Origin of the sequence: Myroides sp. N17-2 (assembly GCF_002286775.1) — a bacterium.
In the GTDB taxonomy this organism is placed as follows: Bacteria; Bacteroidota; Bacteroidia; order Flavobacteriales; family Flavobacteriaceae; genus Flavobacterium.
In genome coordinates this window covers 1-20,890 of the sequence record NZ_NSGJ01000027.1, presented here as the reverse complement: position 1 = coordinate 20,890, position 20,890 = coordinate 1, and the positions used below count along the sequence as shown (strand labels likewise).

The following is a 20,890-nucleotide window of genomic DNA, read 5'->3' as shown; positions in this document are numbered from 1 at the left end:
TTCTTTTTTGTATTAGACGTTAACTACTTCTCACCTAAGAATTCTAAATCTTTATCCGAGATATCAACGATAGCATAAGTCTTAGACCCTGTGATTGCCATTTCGTCCAAAATATCAACTAGATTGCGATAATTAGCATTCTTACTAGCTTTTATAATAACAATTAATCCTTTTTCTGCATCTTGAGAGTAAGATAAAGCTTTCTTAGAATTCTCCATGATAACTTTTCTTATCCCATTTTGACCATACGCACTTTCCGTAGGCCCTTCTAATGGTGCATTAGGCATACCCATGTACCATTTTACTTTATTATCCGCTCCTAAAAGGACAGTCATCGTACGATTCTCATCCACTTTAGTCTTCTCAACATCTTTAGCGTCCTCAGACTTATCTGGCATCGCTAAATTCATTGATTGCGGCTTATTCATTGATGTAGTCAACATAAAGAAAGTAATCAATAAGAAAGCCAAATCCACCATCGCAGTTAAATCTACTCCAGCGTTTTGTTTTTTACTTCTTACCTTTTTACCTTTTTCGTCCCCTCCACCTGTATTTAATTCAGCCATTTAGAGTTTGTTTAATGATTAAAAATCTTCATTTCTTAGACCTGTTACTAAGTAAAATTTGTTTAGACGTTGCTCCTGCATGATATCCATAACTTTTTTAACTTTTGGATAAGCAATTGTAGCATCTGCTTTAATAGCAACCTCTAAAACTTTGTTATTCAAATCTTTCGCAACAATACGAGAAGTCTGAACCCAATCTTTTAATTGATTGTTAACTGAATCCATAGGGATTCCAGGTTGAGATGAACTAACTTTATTTCTAACAGCTGGCGGTAGATTTAAAAAGCTTTTCAATTCTTGCATAGGTGTACCAACACCTTCTAAAAATGAAAAAACTCTTTTCTCTTCATCATTAAATTCTATTTGGTAACGCTCTCCCATTTTTTCAAGAGTTGCGATACGGTCTACTTTTCCTAAAACCCCAAAGAAAACCTTCTCTTCTCCTTCTTTACCACCGATAGTAACTGTAGCTAAATTTACCTCTGGTAATTTAGTTTGTACTGTAGATGATGGAGTATCAACAGGTAATGGTTCTGGCATTTTAGCAGTAGAAGTCAATACGAAGAAAGTCAAAAGTAGGAACGACACGTCACACATTGCGGTCATATCTACTCTCATACTACTCTTTTTCATTTTACCTTTTGCCATTGATAGTATATTTTAAACTAAACCCATATTCATTAATACTAAGTATATAGGTCTAGTATTTATATTATTACTTATTCTTAACTAATTATTTTGCTAACCCTTTGAATCTTCTGTAAGATTGAGTAATAGCAAAACCTGCTTCGTCAATTGAATAAGTTAATCTATCAATTTTAGTTGTAAATGTGTTATACATAACAATCGCTAATGTAGAAGTACCAATACCTGTAGCAGTACAAGTTAATGCTTCAGAGATACTTGCAGATAATGCTGTAGAGTCAGGAGTACCTGCTGTAGCTAAAGCAGAGAACGCTTTAATCATACCTGTTACTGTACCTAATAATCCTACTAATGTACCGATAGATACTAATGTCGCTAATACGATCATGTTTCTTTCTAACATTGGCATCTCTAATGTAGTAGCCTCTTCGATTTCTTTTTGAATAGCTTCTGTAGCTTCTTCGCTATCAAAACCTTCTTTTTTCATTTGCTCGTACTTAACTAAACCAGCTTTTACTACGTTAGCTACTGACCCTTGTTGAGCGTCACATGCTTCCATTGCTTCGTTGATTTTCCCAGCATTGATGCTTACTTGGATATCTTGAACGAATTTACTTACGTTTCCTTTTCCTGAAGCTTTAGAAATTACAAAGAATCTCTCGATTGAGAAAACAACAGTCATTGTTAATAAACCAATTAACGCTGCTACAACTATTCCTCCTTTATACACCATTCCTAAAAAGTTTCCTGGTAGTGGGTGAGCATCTGGATTTCCATTTTCAAAGTTAGCTGGGTTACCCATTACAAACTTCCAGATAATGTAACCAAATACAATACAAAATACTACTGCTAGTGATGCAATTACTCTGCTTGCGCTTGAGCCTGATCCTTTTTTCTCAATTGATTCGTTTGATACGTTTGTCATCTTTTAAAAATTTAATTCTTTTTTTTTCAATTATTACTTATTACTTATTTCTCTTTTGAACTATGAGAGTCGCAAATTTATGTTTTTAGATCAAATAAAAAAATTTATAATGATTTTTTTCAATTCTTTAATTCGTCATTTAACAATAAGGAAATTTAACACCCCGTATTAAAAGGAAATGTTAAGCTAAGGTAAAGATAACGAGTCTAAATGGAAAAAACTAAACCATTTTTTACATTCCCTTCAAATTTAACATTTCAATTTTATATATAATTTAATTTCTGAATAGTTTATCTTTGTTAACAATCAATGCTACTTTTTATATAATTATGACTATAAATAAAGAAAACTTCAGTACTTCCTTTAAAGATGGCTATACATTTAAAGGAGAGTTTATCACCATCGGTACAGCCAAATTAGAAGATGAGATTCTAGCCAACCACTTTATTACTATTCCACTCAAAACCATTAATAGACACGGACTTATAGCTGGAGCAACTGGTACTGGAAAAACAAAAACAATACAAGTTCTCTCTGAGCAACTATCCGCAAAAGGCATACCTGTCCTGATGATGGACATCAAAGGGGATTTTAGTGGTATTGCAAAGGAAGGTACTGAAAATGAATTCATAAGAGATCGTCATACTAAAATGAACCTTCCTTATAATACAGACAAATTTCCCGTTGAACTTTTATCGATTTCGCAACAAAATGGCGTTAGACTAAGAGCTACAATAACTGAATTCGGACCTATCTTATTCAGTAGAATCTTAGACTTAAACGATACACAGGCTGGAATAGTCTCATTAATATTCAAGTATTGTGATGATAAAAAGCTTCCATTACTTGATTTAAAAGACTTTAAAAAGACTCTTCAGTACTTAACTAATGAAGGAAAAGAAGAAATAGAAAGCGAATATGGTCGTATTTCTGCTGCATCGACAGGTGCTATTATTCGTAAAATAATCGAATTAGAACAACAAGGAGCTGATGTATTCTTTGCAGAACCATCATTTGACATCGCTGATCTTATGCGTGTAGATGACAAAGGATATGGATATGTAAACATTCTTCGCCTAACAGATATACAAGATAAACCTAAGTTGTTCTCTACTTTTATGCTAAATCTATTAGCTCAAGTATATTCACAGCTACCTGAACAAGGGGATAGCGGGCAACCTGAACTTGTTATTTTTATTGATGAAGCACACTTAATCTTCAATGAAGCAAGCAAAACACTTCTCAATCAAATAGAAACTATCGTTAAACTAATCCGTTCTAAAGGAGTCGGAATATACTTTATCACACAGAATCCTACTGATATACCTAATGGTGTACTTGCACAACTTGGTCTTAAGATTCAACATGCGCTAAGAGCATTCACTGAGAAAGATAGAAAAGCAATCAAGACTGCTTCAGAAAACTTCCCTACTACTGAATTCTATAAAACGGATGAAGTCATCACTTCCATGGGGACCGGAGACGCACTTGTCACAGTACTAAACGAAAAAGGAATTCCTACTCCTTTAGTAGTATGTACTATGAGAGCACCGATGAGTAGAATGGATATCCTATCTAATAGTGAAATCGATGAACTAATCACCAAGTCACCTCTTGCCAAAAAATATAATGAATACTTTGACAGAGAAAGTGCTTACGAAATCCTAACTGCTAAACTAGAAGCAGCGCAACAAGAAGAACAAAAAGCGAAAGAAAGCACTAACTCTTCTAAAACAGCTAATCCTCCTAAAACGCAACAAGGAAATAGTGACGTAACGAAGAGCATATTAAAAGTAGTCACTAGCGCTACCTTTATTAGAGGAGCTTTTGGAATACTAAATAAGATATTCTCCGGCGGTAGTAATACCAAAGGAAAACGCAAATAAATCAAAGGGAACCTAAATAGGTTTCCTTTTTTCATATACACTACTCCTTATTATAATAGATACACCTATTTTCTGCCTATTATATACTTATCTGCCTAATACACTTATTCTCTATATCTCACCTCATTCTCACTCTTTCTGCTCCGTTCTAATATCTGGTACATCTAAGATAGAGCGCGCTCCCTCAATTATTCCACTAGGTTTAGAAGAACTCTGTTTCTTGTTAACTTCTGTATTATTACCTATCTCAGCCTTCCCTTTTAAGATTCGCTTTGTTACACGGCGGGTATAGCCAGGCGGTGTCCATTTCTTTAGTTTTTTTTCTTTAATAGCAGGTTCAACAGATTTGGTAGCTATTTCTACATTGGTAGTAGAAGACACCTCTTCTAGGCACTGTTTTAACGCTATTCTTTGTACTTGTTCTACAGGTAATACCTCTGTTATTTCTTGTTTTGTATTCCCCTTTTCCTGATTGACATTTTCTACCACCTCCATCCTATTCCCTATTTCCTGCTTCCCTATTTCCTGTTTCCCATTCCCTGCTCCCTGTTTCCCATGCCCTGTTTCCTGCTCCCTTTTTCCTGTTTCCTGTTCCTCGATAAGCTCTATCATCCCGTGGAAACAGCTTGTACTATGCATACTCCCGTCAGCAGCCTTCCACATACTCCAGAAATATACCTTTCCACTTTTCCACTCTGTTGGAGCACTAAAATGTGCGTACTTCTCTACGCGATTTCCGACATTATATATAGCCACGAACTTGTCTAACGTTTCATTATACAGCATCATCGTCAGCGAGTCCGTATCTAGTGTCATCGCATTGACTAAGCTATTATCCCACTGCACTTTAAATTTGCCCGTTTTCATGATATTAATCTTTCTAATCACAGCAGGGGCAAGGTTTCCGATAGACAAAATCGTTTGCTCTACTGCGATATGCTGTAGTCCATTGATCATGGTAATGCCCTGCTTCATCATCCTTGAGATCAGTTGCTCTTTGCCTATCAACCATTTATCACCTACTTTAGCCGTAGGGCAATGCGCATTGACAAAATCCCTAAACTTACTTGCATAAGTAGACACTAGACTCATCTTATCCCACTGTAGCAACTGCTTTGCGGTTGCCTTTTTTCTTGATTTACTAGGTTTAGAACGAAGCCAATTTTTCCCTCTCCATATATATCCTACTACCGGTCCTATTTTTCCTCTTGTTACACCTAGTATTCCTTGTTTAATTTCTGCCATAATTCGTGTTTTTTTTGGTTAGTTGTGATGTTGTGATGTTGTTTTATACTCGTCACGGATTTCAAATCCGAGACAGCGTAGTATTGTGTTTACGTTATGTATATATATTGACAACGTGCATTGTGTTTACGTTGTGGAAATACAAGTCACGGATTTCAAATCCGCGACACCGCAACTGTGTGGAAATACACGTCGTCGCTCGCTCGGCAATCTGTGTGACACATAAATTCACCTTATGGCGAAGCCAAACATTATTAATTCCTAATTCTTAATTGAAGCGCAGCGTTTGTAATATATAAAAATCAGAATACCAAACACATATAGATCAAAAAAAGTTTAGCACCTATTCATCCCACTCCTACTCTAGCTTGGTATCAATCAGCTGTTAATCCAACTGAAATTATTTACAAAAAAACTGTATCATTTCATCGAATGACGACTGATTTGATCCAAATTTTGATTTTCTAGCACATAGCCCATGGCATCCACTTAACAATAAGTTCAAGATAATCAACAAGAGCATACACGGGCAAAAATCTCTCAGCCCTTCTACTCTCCTACTACTATCCGTTAAATGACCTACAATACATTATCATCGCTCTATTCCACTGGGATTAAAGGCCAATATAGAGACTAGTCTATTTTGCACAAAACAAATTAAACATCTATTTATCAATACATTAACCTAAAAATGGATTTAAAAAAATGTACATAAAATGAAACTTAGAGTATGCTAGAAGCCCTGTGGAAGGGGTAGGATAAAAAAAGTGTTTAATTAGAGATAGCTAAAAGTAGTTTTTTGTCAGATTAGGAAGTAACTACGTAAAAAAAGGTCATCAAAATTTAAAACATTAATCTTTGAAGAAGACATAATATTACCAAACACACTTTTATGTAAGAAACTTAATTGTCTTAGAAATACGTTATAGAAACAAAAAAGGCTGTACGAAATCGCACAGCCTTTTACTTGTTTTACTTTTATCTTAGATTATAATAGATCCTTAATTATATCCATTACCTCATCTCTATCCCACTTCTCATTAATATTATCTACTGACATTACTTGATCCATAATACGCGCCTGTCTATCTCCCTCTGCTAAGGCAGATACATAGCTCTCTGTACTAAATGTCACTCTATCATATAAAGGCAACCATAGATCAGGATACTGAGCAGCGAATTTGCCTTCTATTTTCTTGCGAAGAAGGAACATATCATCAGCCGTATCTTCACTCATCTCTTTAAAATTGCGATAAGATAACTCTGCTATAGCATCTCCATTGGGTTTTCTTTCATCTTGATACTTTTCAAAAATAGTTTCCCAATCATCCTCTTTAGATTCACTGATTATCTTATTTAAAACATATACATCTTCTAAACCGGCATTTAATCCTTGTCCATAAAAAGGAACTACTGCATGTGCAGCATCCCCTATTAATGCTACTTTACCTTCAGACACCCATGGAAAACATTTCATTGTCACCAACGAATTGACTGGGTTCTCTTTATACTGTTCTAGATAATTAGGGATTAAGTTTTCTACATTTTTAAAGTATGTAGTAAAGAATGAATTTATCTCGTCATCACTAACAACTGTTTTAAAAGAGATCTCTCCTTCATAAGGCATAAACAAAGTACAAGTAAATGAACCATCGACATTAGCCAATGCGATAAACATAAAATCTTTGCGCGGCCAAATATGAAAAGAATTCTTAGGCAACTTGTGTTCTCCATTAACTCCAGCCTCTATTCTAAGTTCTTTGTAACCTAAATGCAGATAGGACTGTTGATATTCAAAACGACTTTGTTTTTGCATCTTCCCACGCACTCTAGAATATGCTCCATCAGCACCGAAGATCAAATCCGTTTTAATAGCCATCCATTGATCTCTCTCATGCTCTGCAGTATACAGAATGCCCTCTTTTAAATCAATATCCCATATAGGAGTATCAAATCTAAAGACTACACCTTCTCTTTCTGCAATCGAAATTAAATCCTTATTTAGTCCTCCACGAGAAATAGCCCAGATAGAGTCTCTTTTTATACTATATTGTTGATACTTTACTTCACCACTTTCAGTATGTATAGCACGTGCTGACATAGGTATCCCTAATTCTCTTACTTCTCCATCTATCCCTAACTCTGTCAAGATACGCCATCCCCTATCAGACAACGCTAGATTAATAGATCTACCGCGAAAATCTATATTTCGAATATCTTCACTTCTATCATAAACCGTTACTGTATATCCTTTTTTCTTTAGACTAATAGCTAATACTACACCTACTAATCCACTACCTACTATAGATATATCTTTCACCATAAGATTAACTATTTGAATTTTATCATTTTAAACAACAAATACTTTGATTTCATTTATTATAAAACAAGCATTAGAAGTATCTTTATTAAACAACAAACCTAAAGCAAACCCTATGAAAGATTTACTGTGGATCCTCGTGATACTGCTTCTTACAGGGTGGTATCTCTTTTACATTGTATTTAATATAGAGCATATTTTAGTCTCTACATTATTAGTCGTTGCTTCTATACTTTCTTTGTATAATATATTCTTTATTGATAAACCTATAAAAAAATAAAGAGTCTTAAAGACTCTTTATTTTTTGTTTATTTCTTAAACTCTATTTTTTGTCCTACTGCTAAACCTTGTGATTTTGCAAATGCTCCACACATGTGGAATAACAATCTAGCTCCTACATTTCCATCCCAGTCATCTTCTCCTGGTGCTACTTCTACTAAATCTAATCCTATTATTTGTTTATTAGATTCAGACAGACGAGTGATCATATATATCGCTTGCTCATAAGTTAATCCTCCTGGCACTGGTGTTCCAGTATTCGGACAATACCATGCTAATAAAGCGTCAATATCAAAACTAATAGCTACTTTCTGAGGTAATGATGCGATAATCTGGTCACACTTATCTTTCCAAGACATTCCTTCGAACTCATCTTTCTTCAAATCAGCATCTGTATGTACTAATACTCTTCCATTAGATTCCATTACAGTCGCTACTTCTTGTTCACAGAAGTCGCGGATACCAACTTGTACAATTGTTTTTACTTGAGATAATTTTAATGTATTAAACATAATAGAAGCATGAGAATATGTAAATCCTTCATAAGCATCTCTTAAGTCCATATGTGCATCAAAGTGTAAAATACCAAAAGCATCATGATGTTTTGCCATTGCATTATAGTATCCTAGTGGAGTACTGTGATCTCCTCCTAATAACACTACCTTCTTCCCTTGCGCCATCCAATAAGATACTTTCTCTTCTACTTCTTTGTGAAATTTCTCACAAACAGCATTGATTGTATCTAGATCTTTTTTTAACTCAGGTAAGTCATCTATATTTTCTCCATTCTCTAATGCTTCGATTATCGGCTGAGCCATTTCTTTATACTTAGCACTATCAGCAGCCCAATGTTCAGGTGCTTCATCGATATAGATACCCAACTTCCATAAATCAGGATATTGTTGATGTAACAAATCTACTTGATAAGAAGCTTCTAAGATAGCCTCTGGTCCTTCAGAAGCACCAGCTCCATAACTTACAGTTACTTCCCATGGTGCAGGCACCACGATTATTTCACTTTCTTCTGCTGTAAAAGGTAATCCGTAAATAGTAGCATCTGCTAATCCTGGTTGAGACGGATCGAAATTATCTATCTTATTTTGTTTAGTTGACATCTTATTTTATTTTTTGCAAATTTAAACGCTGTTTCAGTATATCCAAATTGATATTGAAAATTTATATTAAATACTTTTAAACCTTGAGTATGTGCTAGACCTATAAACGAAAAGTAACTAGACAAAATAGAGCTAATAAAAGGGCTATAAAGTAAAATTACTTATACTATTTGGCTAACGGTGATGCTGGGTTAAAATAGGCTATCCGCCTTTTTTAGAATTTCTCCAAATGTAAAAACATCTTCGTATGATGTATATAATGGGACTGGAGCTATACGTACTACATTAGGTTCTCTCCAATCTACTATAATACCTTCATTCAACAAGTATGAAAAAAGATCTTTCCCTTTTCCATGAAGTAATACAGATAACTGACAACCTCGCTCATTTTTTCCTTCTGGTGTGATAATTTCATAATTGGCATGAACAGCTCTTGCAACATCTTCCATCACAAATTCTAAATAGGCTGTAATCTTATCACGTTTAGTGATTAGTGCTTCCATCCCTACCTCAGCAAACATTTCTAATGAAGCTAAATAAGGAGCTAAACTTAGAATAGAGGGGTTGCTAATCTGCCATCCGTGCGCACTCTCTATGGCATCAAACTTTTTCTCCATTAAGAACCTGCGTTCTTTATTATGTCCCCACCATCCTGCTAGTCTTACTAGATCTTTATCTGTGTGATAACGTTCATGGATAAAGCATCCTGAAGCGCTACCTGGTCCTGCATTCATATATTTATAACTACACCATGCTGCAAAATCTACATTCCACTCATGCAATTTTAATTCTATATTACCCGCTGCATGTGCTAAATCCCACCCTACCTTTGCATCATATTGATGAGCTGCAGCAGTGATCGTTTTTATATCAAATACCTGTCCTGTATAATAATTTAATCCACCTATCAAAACTAAAGCTAACTCCTCTCCTACCTCATCTATCTTAGCCAGAATATCTTCTAATCTAAAATTGTGCTCACCTGGTCTTTTCTTTAACTCTACAATAGCATCTTTAGGATCTAGATTATGTAGTTTAACCTGTGATTGAATCAAATACTGATCACTAGGAAATGCTTTCTCTTCACATATAATCTTATACTTACTTGATGTTGGTCTATAAAAGGTAGTCATTAACACATGAAGATTCACTGTCAATGTATTCATTACCGTTATCTCTGATGGCAATGCTCCTACCACAGTGCTCAAGGGTTCACTTAATCTCTCGTGATAATCCCACCAAGGTTTCTCTGCATAGAAGTGTCCTTCTACTGCTAACTCTCCCCAGTCAGTCATCACTTCACTTACATATTCTACAGCTTTCTTAGGTTGTAACCCTAGAGAATTACCTGTAAAATAAATAACTTGCTTCCCATTTACTTTTGGAAAGTTAAACTCGTCTCTGTACTGTGCTAGAGGATCTTGTGCATCTAAGCTCTTTGCATAAGCAAGTGTGTTTTCAAAAGTCATGTTATATAGCATTTATAAGTTAAAAGTAAATTTAAGCCTTTTAAGATAATAACGTTCCTAAATATTTTATAAAAGAACTTTACTTCAACTCAAAATCAACATTAGCCAAATACTACAAATCAATTCTACTTCATAGCTCTTTCATTAGCACTACAACCATACTACAGTATGCTTTTATCACTAATTCAGACCTATTTTGTATAATTACTTTTCGTTTACATGTCTATCGCTGATTCTGGGTTCAAAAAGAAGAATATAAAACTAAAAAAAGCCTTTGAGAGTTTCTCAAAGGCTTTTTTTAGTTTTATATAATCGTTCTATTATAGGATTAACATTGCGTCTCCATAAGAATAGAATTTATATTTCTCTTCTACAGCTTCTTTATATGCTTTCATCATTAAGTCATGTCCACAGAATGCAGAGATCATCATCATCAATGTTGATTTAGGCATATGGAAGTTAGTTATCATACAGTCAGCTATACTAAAGTCATAAGGAGGGAAGATAAACTTATTAGTCCAACCTACAAATGGGTTTAATGTATGACTAGAAGAAACCGAACTTTCTAAAGCACGCATACTTGTAGTACCTACTGCACATATTCTGCTCTTTCTAGCTTGCGCAGCGTTTACGATATCACACGCTTCTTGAGTCACGAACATCTCTTCTGAGTCCATCTTGTGTTTAGATAAATCTTCTACCTCTACCGGGTTAAAAGTACCTAAACCAATGTGTAACGTCACATTAGCGAACTCTACTCCTTTAATTTCTAAACGCTTTAATAAATGTTTAGAGAAGTGTAGTCCAGCTGTTGGTGCAGCTACAGCTCCTTCTTCAGTAGCATAGATAGTTTGGTAACGCTCAGCATCTTCTGGCACTACCTCACGATTAATATACTTAGGTATTGGAGTCTCTCCTAACTCTTGTAATTTAAATCTAAACTCTTCGTAAGAACCATCGTATAAGAAACGTAAAGTTCTTCCTCTAGAAGTTGTATTATCGATTACTTCAGCTACTAATGAATCATCATCACCGAAGTATAATTTATTTCCGATACGTATTTTACGAGCAGGATCTACTAATACATCCCATAAACGTTGTTCAGCATTTAATTCACGTAACAAGAATACTTCGATTCTAGCACCTGTTTTCTCTTTGTTACCGTATAAACGTGCAGGGAATACTTTAGTGTTGTTTAACACCATCACATCTCCTTCGTCAAAATAGTCAATTAAATCCTTGAATTGCTTATGTTCAATAGTTCCAGTCTTGCGATCCACCACCATTAAGCGTGCCTCATCTCTGTTCTCTGCTGGAAACTCTGCCAATAATTCTTCAGGCAAATCAAAATTAAAGTTTGATAACTTCATTGAATATGTGTTTTGTTAGAAAATAATACTAAACTTATTCAGGCATCTATAAAGCACAAGATGTCCAAATTGAGTACAAATATACAACCTCAGAGTAGGGGTTGTCAAGTATTTAGCCATATTTAATTTTAGTACCTTACTTTTTCTCCATATTTAGGCCTATTTCTGCTAGACAATCCCAGTAGTTTATAAATGACTTAGTTACTACTTCTGCCTCTAGAATCTCTAGTTCGCCTATTAAAGATAATGGTGCGAAAGCCATGGCCATTCTATGATCTTGGTAAGTATGAATAGATACTCCTTCCCTCATCCCACTTGAAGGATGAATAAACATAGAATCCTTAGTAATATCTACTTGACCCCCTAATTTAGTCAACTCATTCTGTAATGCGACTAAGCGATCTGTCTCTTTTATCTTTAAAGTATGCAATCCTGTCATTTCGCATTTTATCCCTAAACCAAAACAAGTCACAGCTATAGTTTGCGCTAAGTCAGGAGTTTCTATCAAATCTGCCTTAAAAACAGGTTCGGTATCTCTTACTTTCTTAAGTTCTAAAGTATAATCTTCTAAATAAGTAGTTTCTACCCCTAGAGTAGCATATAACTCACTCACATAACTATCCCCTTGCAAACTATCTTTCTTATAACTCTTTAGTTTTATCACTGTACCTATAGGAGATAACGCTATAAAAGAATAGAAATAAGATGCCGAAGACCAGTCAGACTCTACAGTAAACTGCTCTGTATTAGCTTTAACTAAAGGATTTACTTTAATAATATTCCCTTTGAAACTACTCTCTACACCTAATTGACTTAATAATGCTAAAGTCATTTCTATATAAGGACGAGAGGTAATATTACCAATTAAATGAAGCTCTATTCCTTTCTCTAATTTTGTTCCTACTAATAACATAGCAGTGATATATTGACTACTCACATCTGCAGGTAATTCTACTCTACCTCCAGTTACCACATTCCCTTTAATTCGAAGTGGAGGATATCCCTCTATTTTATCATAGGTTATATCCGCTCCTAACTGTCTAAGTGCCTCTACTAGTACCCCGATAGGGCGCTCTTGCATACGACTACTTCCTGTTAAAGTGAGTGTACGAGTACTACACAGCGAATAATAAGCTGTCAAAAATCGCATAGTAGTTCCCGCGTGGTGTATATCCACTACATCTCCTGTTGAAGCTAACGCTTGTTGCATCGCTTGTACATCATCTGAATCAGATACATTATCTATCACCAATGATGAAAACAACTCTTGTAATATCAATAATCTATTACTCTCAGATTTACTACCAGAGATGACAAGTGTTTTGTCATTCTCCATTTTACTTTTTAACAGCTTAATATTCACGTCTTCTTATTTTAGTTTTTCATTATTGTGGTGACGGTCGTGATCTCTCTTTGTCTTGTAATCCATCTTCTTATCAAAAGCTTCTTGAAGATTCACACCTGTCTGGTTAGCTAGGCACATCACTACGAATACCACATCTGCCAACTCTTCACCTAAGTCTTTATTTTTATCACTCTCTTTCTCAGATTGCTCTCCATATCTTCTCGCGATGATACGAGCTACCTCACCTACCTCCTCAGTAAGCTGAGCCATATTAGTTAATTCGTTAAAATAACGAACTCCATGTTCTTTTATCCAATTATCTACAGCTAGTTGTGCACCCTGAATATTCATACTCTTACTTATTTTTTGTTTTAAAAATTCTTCCTTTAATCCACTTGTCATAAACGAACATCAATATCATAAAGATAATATACTTCGCTACGAAACTTATTAAACACTGCTGATCCCCAGAGAAAGCACATCCTACTTCTTCTGTTAAGAACCACGTCATCATCACATAGATGATAGTGAATAAACTAAACTTGACTAAACTATTCATTATTCTTTATTTTGGCTATCGATTACTATAGTTACAGGGCCATCATTCAGCAACTCTACTTTCATATCTGCTCCGAATTCTCCTGTTTGTATTGACTTCTCCATATCTTTTTCTAACTGTGTGATAAACTTCTCATACATCGGCACAGCAAAGTCTGGCTTAGAAGCTTTAATATAAGAGGGTCTATTTCCTTTCTTAGTAGAAGCGTGTAATGTGAATTGGCTTACTAATAACACATCACCTCCGACTTCTTTAATAGACTTATTCATTACCCCTGCTTCATCTTCAAATATACGCAAATTCACTATCTTACCCGATAGCCATTCTATGTCTTGTACTGTATCAATATCTTCTACTCCTACTAACACTAACAGCCCTTGACCGATACTTCCGATTACATTCCCTTCAACTGTTACAGACGCTTTTGTCACACGTTGGATTACTACTCTCATTACTTTATATATTTTCTCTCTAATACTTACAAACTTAAAACTTTCTAAAGTTCTACCTTATTATAATTACAATTATTTACAACACATCAACTAATCCCTTTCAACAATCCTTAATCCGATAGAATATATACTAAAATCACCCAATATTATCGTTAAACAAAATAATATTAGGCAAAACGCCACTTTTATAATAACTTAGAGCCTCATTCATCTTTATACGAATAACCACATAACTCCCAATATATCATGAAGTTTAAATACTTATTAACTCTATTTTTTGTCAGCACAACAATCACATTTGCACAGACAAAACAAGTTCTTATCGAGAATGTTAGAATATTAGACCACAAAACAGCAGCTCTTACTGCTCCTATGAATGTATTAGTATCAGGTCAAACTATCGAAAAGATAAGTGCTTCAGCTATATCTGTTAAGGATAAAGATGTAGTTAAGATCAATGGTAATGGCAAAACCTTAATGCCTGGATTAATTGATGTACACGTACATATGGTATTTGGTGCCTTAACAATGGAACAAATGATGTCACCTACTGCTACTCCAGAAAGCTTAATGAAAGAAGTAGCTGTAGGATCTAATAATATGCTTATGCGTGGTTTTACTAGTGTGCGTGATGCTGGAGGACCTATCTTCCCTCTAAAAGCAGCTATTGATGCTAATAAAGTACCTGGTCCTCGTATTTGGCCTTCTGGTGCTACTATAAGTCAAACTGCAGGACACGGTGACTTTAGAACACCTAACGAACGCTCTCGTCGTTTCTTTGGCAAACCATCTCGAGCAGAAGAACTTGGTGCTACATTTATTGCTGATGGGCGTGATGAAGTACTTACTGCTACAAGAGAAAACTTGCGTTTCGGAGCAAGTCAGATAAAAGTAATGGCAGGTGGAGGAACTTCATCAGCATATGATCCGATCGATGTGACTCAATATACATTTGATGAAGTAAAAGCAGCTGTAGATGCAGCAGAAGACTGGGGAACATACGTGATGGTACACGCTTATACGCCTAGAGCTGTACAACGTGCTATAGAAGCTGGTGTTAAATCTATCGAACACGGACAAATGTTAGATGAAGAAACATTGAAAATAATGGCAGAGAAGAACATTTGGTTAAGTTTACAAAACCTAATGGATAACAATGACAATATGGACGCGCAACGTAAAGAGAAGCGTAAACCGGTATTAGAAGGGCAAGATAGAGTATGGCCACTAGCTAAAAAGTTAGGAGTAAAACTAGCTTGGGGTACTGACTTCTTATTCGAACCAGAACTTAACAAAGATCAAAACGATTATATCTTACGTCTTCAAAAATGGTTTACTAATGCTGAAATCCTTAAAATGGTAACACAAGATAACGCTGAACTATTACAACTATCAGGTCTTCGTAGCCCTTACCCTGGTAAGCTAGGAGTAGTAGAAGAGAAGGCTTATGCTGACTTACTACTAGTGGACGGTAATCCTCTTAAAGATTTATCTCTTATCGCTAACCCTGAGAAGAGCTTTATCCTTATCATGAAAGGCGGACAAATCTATAAAAACACAATCAACACTAAGAAGTAATAACTTCACTTTTCTATATCTAAAGGATTGCTTATTCAGCAGTCCTTTTTTTGTTTTAGCCTTCATACATACAGCACCTAAACTATGTTATTCTGACCTCTACTCTTAATACTAGTTACTTACTTAATAAACTCATCAATCCACATAATATAATTAATAACTCCATAAAATACACAGAAAATTGCTCTTGCAACATTGACAATTACTGATTTATATTTTATCGTAAAATTGATTGGATATTTATCTATATTTTCAGCATTATGTACTCGATGAAAAGTAATGATCATATCTAGTAATCCTTCGAATAACCCTATAACTCCCAAGTTATAAAAGAAAATAGCACCAGGCATTAGGGCGAAATTACGTATATATAATTCGACAACTTCCCATTCTTGCCATGTAAAGGGAATTATTGTGTAAACTAATTTAGCAAGACAAAACAGTAGTATATTACATGGGAAAAATAGAATTAAAAAAAGCATCAAATACCTCTTCAGTACTTTTTTTCTCTCCTTGTTTCTTGGGTACACATAAGTAAAGTAATACCCATAACAAACAAAAAACATACAAATCAATGTATTGATTACTAACATCATATTTTATTCTATTAATTAACCATTTGATAATAACTAAATGCATCACCACCCTTTTTCCTATCTAACCTCCTCTCAATACTACATATATACTTACGCACAGTAGCCACAATACTTGCCCTGTCACAGGACAGAGCGTTAATAAAACATCTTGTAGATGTTTTTAGTGAATGAGACAGATGGTGTGTTGGCATAGTCCGTGACATCTATATCCACACAGTAACCGCAAAGTATATCCACCGCCCATGTCATGCTGAAGAATGAAGCATCTCACATATATATCCACGCAATAGCCACAATATACCACACATTAAAACATCTACATGTTTTACGTGGGCGTATGGGCGTATAGTTATACGCTCCCCCTAATGACTATACATCATCACCAACTAATTCTTTTAACCCCACTACCTCCTCTTCATTCAAAGCATCAGCTCTTGCACCTGCTTTTAATAACAGCTTTATAGTCTCTTTATCCTTTTGTTCTAAACCCTCACGCAAAGGAATAGTTACATAATCATCACCTAAATCTCCTTCGCCATTTACATTTGCCTTATGGCTCACTAGCAATGTTGTAATCTTAAATTGATTCGCTCTAATACTCAATGACAAAGGCGTTAAACCATCCTCAGTATATATTTGATTTACATCAGCACCTTTGCTTACTAAATACTCTACGATATCATAATGTCCCTCCACAATAGCTACATATAGCACATCAAACTCATATATCTCGTCAGTATATCCCTGTTTAATATCTGCTCCTTGCTCTACTAATCTCTTTACTTCACTAATGTTTCCATTTTTACAAGCCTTTCCTAAAGCAGTATAGGTATAACCATCTATATCATAGATAAACTCATTTAGTTTAGAACTCTCAGTAGTCTCTTCTAATTGCTTAGTTTGTTCAGAATTAACGTCTTTACAACTAAACATCACCAGTGCCATAAAAGCGTATATTATATACTTCATATTAATACTCCTCTAAAATTCTCTTTATACTTATACTCTAAAAAGCATTTAACACAAATCACCCCTAATGATTGATAAAACTCATTTAAAACTTCTAGATCCGCCTCCGTATAGATGTTATACACATCGCCTAAACCTAATCTAACTTTCGTATTTTGTGATATTGTATAGTTTCTCTCTAAACTATCACAATCATCAAAATGCATAATAACTGTTATAGTAAATAACTCACTAGATTCTATCTTATCGCCTTCGTGTATACGATGTATCAACACATCTTCTATATTGGGTAATATACCTGTTAACTCGTGCTTAGAACACATTATCATCCCCATCTCTTTTAATTTGCTCTATTAGGATTGCTCCAAAATCTACAATCATATCTAAAGACTTCAAATACACCTGTACTTTTAGGTTTATGTAGAATTATATAATTACTATTTACTTTTTTACCATTTAATCTAACACTTGATAATATCCCAAGCCCCTCAAGCTCACCAGCAGCATATTCTAATACAACAGCTCTTCCATCACCCATAATTTTCATATTATAATTACTCAGCTTGGGTAAGCTACCTTTCGAAGAGTCAAAATATTTTTTAAAATTACTTTTAAAATCCCTTTGTTCAGGTGAACTCAACTCCTCTAAATACATCATCATATTTAAAGTTTTCTCTATAGACTCAAGTACTTTCTTTGATTTCCCTTGATCTAAATTATACCGAAGTTCCTCAAATTTACTTAAAACCTCCTCCTGCAAAACTTCCTCTTTCATTAACCGTAAATCAGTAGAATTATCCAGATTATCTACTTTCATTACATCGTTAATTTCAAATGTCCATTCCTTCTCGATTTCAGACACTTCTCCTTCAAATGGGTCAAACTCTAACTTATAAATCATCTCTATCCTCTCTATTTCGTTAGGCACTGCTGCGTCATATTTTCCTATTTCAATCTTTTTATCTGCGATATGATTATAATTTATTTTCTTAATACCATACTTTGAGGTGGAAGCTTTTATTTTAATTCTCATCTTCTGCACACCAGGTTTAAACATATAAGGCAACAAAGAATTGACAGCACTCTCTCCATTACCATTGATATTATTACTCACTATGATATCATTTACATATAACTCATAATCAAAAGCAGACATATGAATTGCATATAAAAAGTCCTTTCTAACTTTAGTTTCATCATCTTTAGTCTCACTTTTATTTTCCTTACACCCCACCATCACCAACGCCATAAACACATACACTATATACTTCATCTCTTTTACTTTTTTACAAATCAACCTATTTCAACTATCCTACACAACTAACTGTTCGGTATCTGAACACATCTGTACAGTTTATATACAACACTTCTCCCCTCAAAAGAGAAAGACATAGCACTTATTCCACATCTACTAATTCTTTAAATTTCACCAAGTCTATAAAAATTCAATTACCTTTGCTCTGTTATTTTACGACATATATAAGTTAGTCCTTGTATAATAAAACAGTAACGTAAAAAACTAGGCTATTTATATAGTCCTCTTAAATTAAAATGTAATTCAAAAATATGACAACAGAAATTTGCTCTTGTGAAGGTTTAGATCCTTATTGTGAAAAATGCTTTGGAAGTGGTTATGCACCTTCTACAACTTCAAAAAAAACTGTAGCAAAGCAGTCAGACAAAATTAAACCAATTAAAAAATCACAATTAAAAACAAAATCTTACTTACCTGAGAAAATAGACTCTTTAACTAAGGTAGAAATAGATGCACTAGCTATTAAGATTATCTCTACTTTAGACTTAAAGTCTAAAAAGCAAATGCAGATTCTAAATTCTATCCCTTTTAATACAAACACCTTTAGACGTGATTTTAAAGACAAGTTTGAGGACTTAGGAAAAATAGAATTAGACAAACAACAATTAAGAAACGACCTATTTATCATTGACCAAGAAATTGTATCAAAGAACTATAGAAGCCATTTCACATTCAGACATTTCTTATCTGATAAAGACGTTGATGTAACTTCTAATCGACAACTTAAAGACTTAATTAGAGAATATAAGAAGCTGAAGAAATAAGCTATTTTCTAAGTTATAACATATAATGTGGGCGTATAGTAATACGTCCACTACTTTTATACACTGACTGTAGGTGACGTGTATGCCACACAGTAACCACAATACTTGCGCTGTCGCAGGACAGAATGTTAAGAAAACATCTAGTAGATGTTTTTAATGAATGGGCCAGGAGATGTAGGGCAGGTAATCCGTGACGTCTACATCCACAATCCTATTCCTTCTTAAACTCATACTCCCCTAAATCGTACCAAGTCGTTTCCTTCTTTACGACCTTCGGTATCACATTATCAGGATTACTTCTATCCACATACTCCTCCTCATATCCTTGTACAGACACTTTCTGTAACGCATTATCTATCTTAAAAGTAGTCGAACGAGTCACATCTAGATCATCCTTACAAAATGATTGTTTAAATATAAACCCATCCTTAGTAGCAGTAAGAGATATAAACCCATTTGCGTCACAGTTATCCTCCTCATTGTCTATCATAAAAATGTTAGATACTAGCCTTTCCCCATTTCTATATACTACTAGAGGTGTGTTATAATGTTTAGACTTTCCCTTATTTTCTTTGCGTTCAAGTACCACTATTTTATAGGTAGCACCACCCACTTTTAGTTCTACTTTAGACAAATCATAGAAATTATATTCCTTTTGGATACCAGTTCTAAAGCTTAACAGCGGTTCATTCAGCACACTCATTATCTTCAAATCTCCATTCTTATTCTTCTTTACTAAATAATCAACAGATGATACAGTCGAGAAATTCTTAAAGGTAGCCCTATATTCATCTTTTCCCGTTAGAGCCCCTACTTTAAGCGTACTTAATATCGTATCAGGATCATAATCCTGACCGTTAATATACGGGTCCCAATCTATCGTTAAATCCCCTCCCTCATTTAAACTATCCATACGCGCATTCAGTCGAGAATCAAGATAATAATTCTCACTGACCCCTTCCTGTTCCCCACATTCATACTTATAAAACTCCTTAATAAACGCTATCCCCTCCTTTTGCTCCTCCGTTAGAGTAGACACCTCTTGTCCTACACTTTCTACTACAGTTGTATTCTCTTTTTTACAACTAAGTAATGCTGTGCTTAATCCCAGTACAAACAACACTTTTTTCATATCTCCTTCTCTAATTTACATTATTACAAAAACAGCACAAATTAACATAAAAAACGAACACAAAATTAAAATATACCTACTTACATATCTCAAAAACTATTTATTAACCAACAACTACTATTCGCACTGCTCCCTATATGCTCCCCATTTGATAGGCAGGTGATAGGCTGTTTTTGGCACTTTTAAGCCGACCATCAGCCTATCAACAGCCGACCACCAGCCGACCACCCCTATTTTAGCATGTCTCGTCCTACCATAACTGTACAGTTATTGTTTATAATCCTAGTTCTAACTGTACACTTGTTTTAGTAATCCTGTCGTTACTGTACAAGTTCTTTTTCTTGTGTTTTTTTCTTATAA

General features: G+C 34.7%; 20 protein-coding genes. 3 read left to right on the top strand and 17 right to left on the bottom strand.

Features of this window, described 5'->3' with window-relative positions:
• Positions 1-23 precede the first annotated feature (23 nt).
• The 3 genes from CF599_RS12010 to CF599_RS12000 all read right to left on the bottom strand — a co-directional run bounded on the left by CF599_RS12010 (position 24) and on the right by CF599_RS12000 (position 2,136).
• Positions 24-566 (bottom strand): biopolymer transporter ExbD, encoded by a 543-nt coding sequence (locus CF599_RS12010; protein WP_121966263.1) that lies wholly within the window; start codon positions 564-566, stop codon positions 24-26.
• Positions 567-584: 18 nt separating this feature from the next.
• Positions 585-1,214 carry a biopolymer transporter ExbD gene (locus CF599_RS12005; protein WP_121966262.1) on the bottom strand — a complete coding sequence of 210 codons (630 nt, stop codon included), beginning with the start codon at positions 1,212-1,214 and terminating at the stop codon, positions 585-587.
• Positions 1,215-1,299: 85 nt separating this feature from the next.
• Entirely contained in the window at positions 1,300-2,136 is an 837-nt protein-coding gene (locus tag CF599_RS12000) for a MotA/TolQ/ExbB proton channel family protein (protein WP_121966261.1), read from the bottom strand.
• Between the two features lie 335 nt (positions 2,137-2,471).
• On the opposite strand from CF599_RS12000, the gene CF599_RS11995 reads away from it, so the two are divergent.
• Positions 2,472-4,022 (top strand): helicase HerA-like domain-containing protein, encoded by a 1,551-nt coding sequence (locus tag CF599_RS11995; protein ID WP_121966300.1) that lies wholly within the window; start codon positions 2,472-2,474, stop codon positions 4,020-4,022.
• Positions 4,023-4,151: 129 nt separating this feature from the next.
• On the opposite strand, the gene CF599_RS11990 is transcribed toward CF599_RS11995, so the two are convergent.
• The 9 genes from CF599_RS11990 to dtd all read right to left on the bottom strand — a co-directional run bounded on the left by CF599_RS11990 (position 4,152) and on the right by dtd (position 14,176).
• Positions 4,152-5,267, bottom strand: a complete 1,116-nt coding sequence (locus CF599_RS11990) for a DUF6266 family protein (protein WP_121966260.1) — start codon at positions 5,265-5,267, stop codon at positions 4,152-4,154.
• A 988-nt stretch (positions 5,268-6,255) separates the two neighbouring features.
• Positions 6,256-7,590 carry an NAD(P)/FAD-dependent oxidoreductase gene (locus tag CF599_RS11985; protein ID WP_121966259.1) on the bottom strand — a complete coding sequence of 445 codons (1,335 nt, stop codon included), beginning with the start codon at positions 7,588-7,590 and terminating at the stop codon, positions 6,256-6,258.
• A 305-nt stretch (positions 7,591-7,895) separates the two neighbouring features.
• The gene (locus tag CF599_RS11975) at positions 7,896-8,981 is read right to left on the bottom strand and encodes an agmatinase family protein (protein WP_121966257.1); all 1,086 of its coding nucleotides are present in this window, start codon (positions 8,979-8,981) and stop codon (positions 7,896-7,898) included.
• A 191-nt stretch (positions 8,982-9,172) separates the two neighbouring features.
• Positions 9,173-10,450 (bottom strand): kynureninase, encoded by a 1,278-nt coding sequence (kynU, locus tag CF599_RS11970; RefSeq protein WP_121966256.1) that lies wholly within the window; start codon positions 10,448-10,450, stop codon positions 9,173-9,175.
• A 320-nt stretch (positions 10,451-10,770) separates the two neighbouring features.
• Positions 10,771-11,820, bottom strand: coding sequence for a tRNA preQ1(34) S-adenosylmethionine ribosyltransferase-isomerase QueA (gene queA / locus CF599_RS11965; protein WP_121966255.1), 1,050 nt, complete (start codon positions 11,818-11,820; stop codon positions 10,771-10,773).
• A gap of 136 nt (positions 11,821-11,956) precedes the next feature.
• Positions 11,957-13,183, bottom strand: coding sequence for a 3-phosphoshikimate 1-carboxyvinyltransferase (locus CF599_RS11960; RefSeq protein ID WP_121966254.1), 1,227 nt, complete (start codon positions 13,181-13,183; stop codon positions 11,957-11,959).
• A gap of 6 nt (positions 13,184-13,189) precedes the next feature.
• Complete coding sequence (locus CF599_RS11955; RefSeq protein ID WP_121966299.1) at positions 13,190-13,516, bottom strand: nucleotide pyrophosphohydrolase; 327 nt, start codon at positions 13,514-13,516, stop codon at positions 13,190-13,192.
• Between the two features lie 4 nt (positions 13,517-13,520).
• Positions 13,521-13,724, bottom strand: coding sequence for a hypothetical protein (locus CF599_RS11950; RefSeq protein ID WP_121966253.1), 204 nt, complete (start codon positions 13,722-13,724; stop codon positions 13,521-13,523).
• Positions 13,724-14,176, bottom strand: a complete 453-nt coding sequence (gene dtd, locus CF599_RS11945; protein WP_121966252.1) for a D-aminoacyl-tRNA deacylase — start codon at positions 14,174-14,176, stop codon at positions 13,724-13,726. The genes CF599_RS11950 and dtd overlap by 1 nt, the downstream gene beginning before the upstream one ends.
• A 246-nt stretch (positions 14,177-14,422) precedes the next feature.
• On the opposite strand from dtd, the gene CF599_RS11940 reads away from it, so the two are divergent.
• The gene (locus CF599_RS11940) at positions 14,423-15,754 is read left to right on the top strand and encodes an amidohydrolase family protein (protein WP_121966251.1); all 1,332 of its coding nucleotides are present in this window, start codon (positions 14,423-14,425) and stop codon (positions 15,752-15,754) included.
• A gap of 119 nt (positions 15,755-15,873) precedes the next feature.
• On the opposite strand, the gene CF599_RS11935 is transcribed toward CF599_RS11940, so the two are convergent.
• The 4 genes from CF599_RS11935 to CF599_RS11920 form a co-directional block, all read right to left on the bottom strand.
• Positions 15,874-16,350, bottom strand: a complete 477-nt coding sequence (locus CF599_RS11935) for a hypothetical protein (protein WP_143824821.1) — start codon at positions 16,348-16,350, stop codon at positions 15,874-15,876.
• 369 nt (positions 16,351-16,719) lie between these two features.
• Positions 16,720-17,319, bottom strand: coding sequence for an ankyrin repeat domain-containing protein (locus CF599_RS11930; protein WP_121966249.1), 600 nt, complete (start codon positions 17,317-17,319; stop codon positions 16,720-16,722).
• Positions 17,316-17,648: a hypothetical protein gene (locus CF599_RS11925; protein ID WP_158221784.1), complete on the bottom strand. Its 333-nt coding sequence runs from the start codon at positions 17,646-17,648 to the stop codon at positions 17,316-17,318. Before CF599_RS11925 ends, CF599_RS11930 begins: the two co-directional genes overlap by 4 nt.
• Positions 17,649-17,659: 11 nt before the next feature.
• On the bottom strand, positions 17,660-18,592 hold the full coding sequence (locus tag CF599_RS11920; protein WP_121966247.1) for a hypothetical protein: 933 nt from the start codon (positions 18,590-18,592) through the stop codon (positions 17,660-17,662).
• Between the two features lie 293 nt (positions 18,593-18,885).
• Between CF599_RS11920 and CF599_RS11915 the strand changes: the two genes are divergently transcribed.
• Positions 18,886-19,398, top strand: coding sequence for a hypothetical protein (locus CF599_RS11915; protein WP_121966246.1), 513 nt, complete (start codon positions 18,886-18,888; stop codon positions 19,396-19,398).
• 211 nt (positions 19,399-19,609) lie between these two features.
• On the opposite strand, the gene CF599_RS11910 is transcribed toward CF599_RS11915, so the two are convergent.
• Positions 19,610-20,530 carry a hypothetical protein gene (locus CF599_RS11910; protein ID WP_121966245.1) on the bottom strand — a complete coding sequence of 307 codons (921 nt, stop codon included), beginning with the start codon at positions 20,528-20,530 and terminating at the stop codon, positions 19,610-19,612.
• Positions 20,531-20,890: the final 360 nt, after the last annotated feature.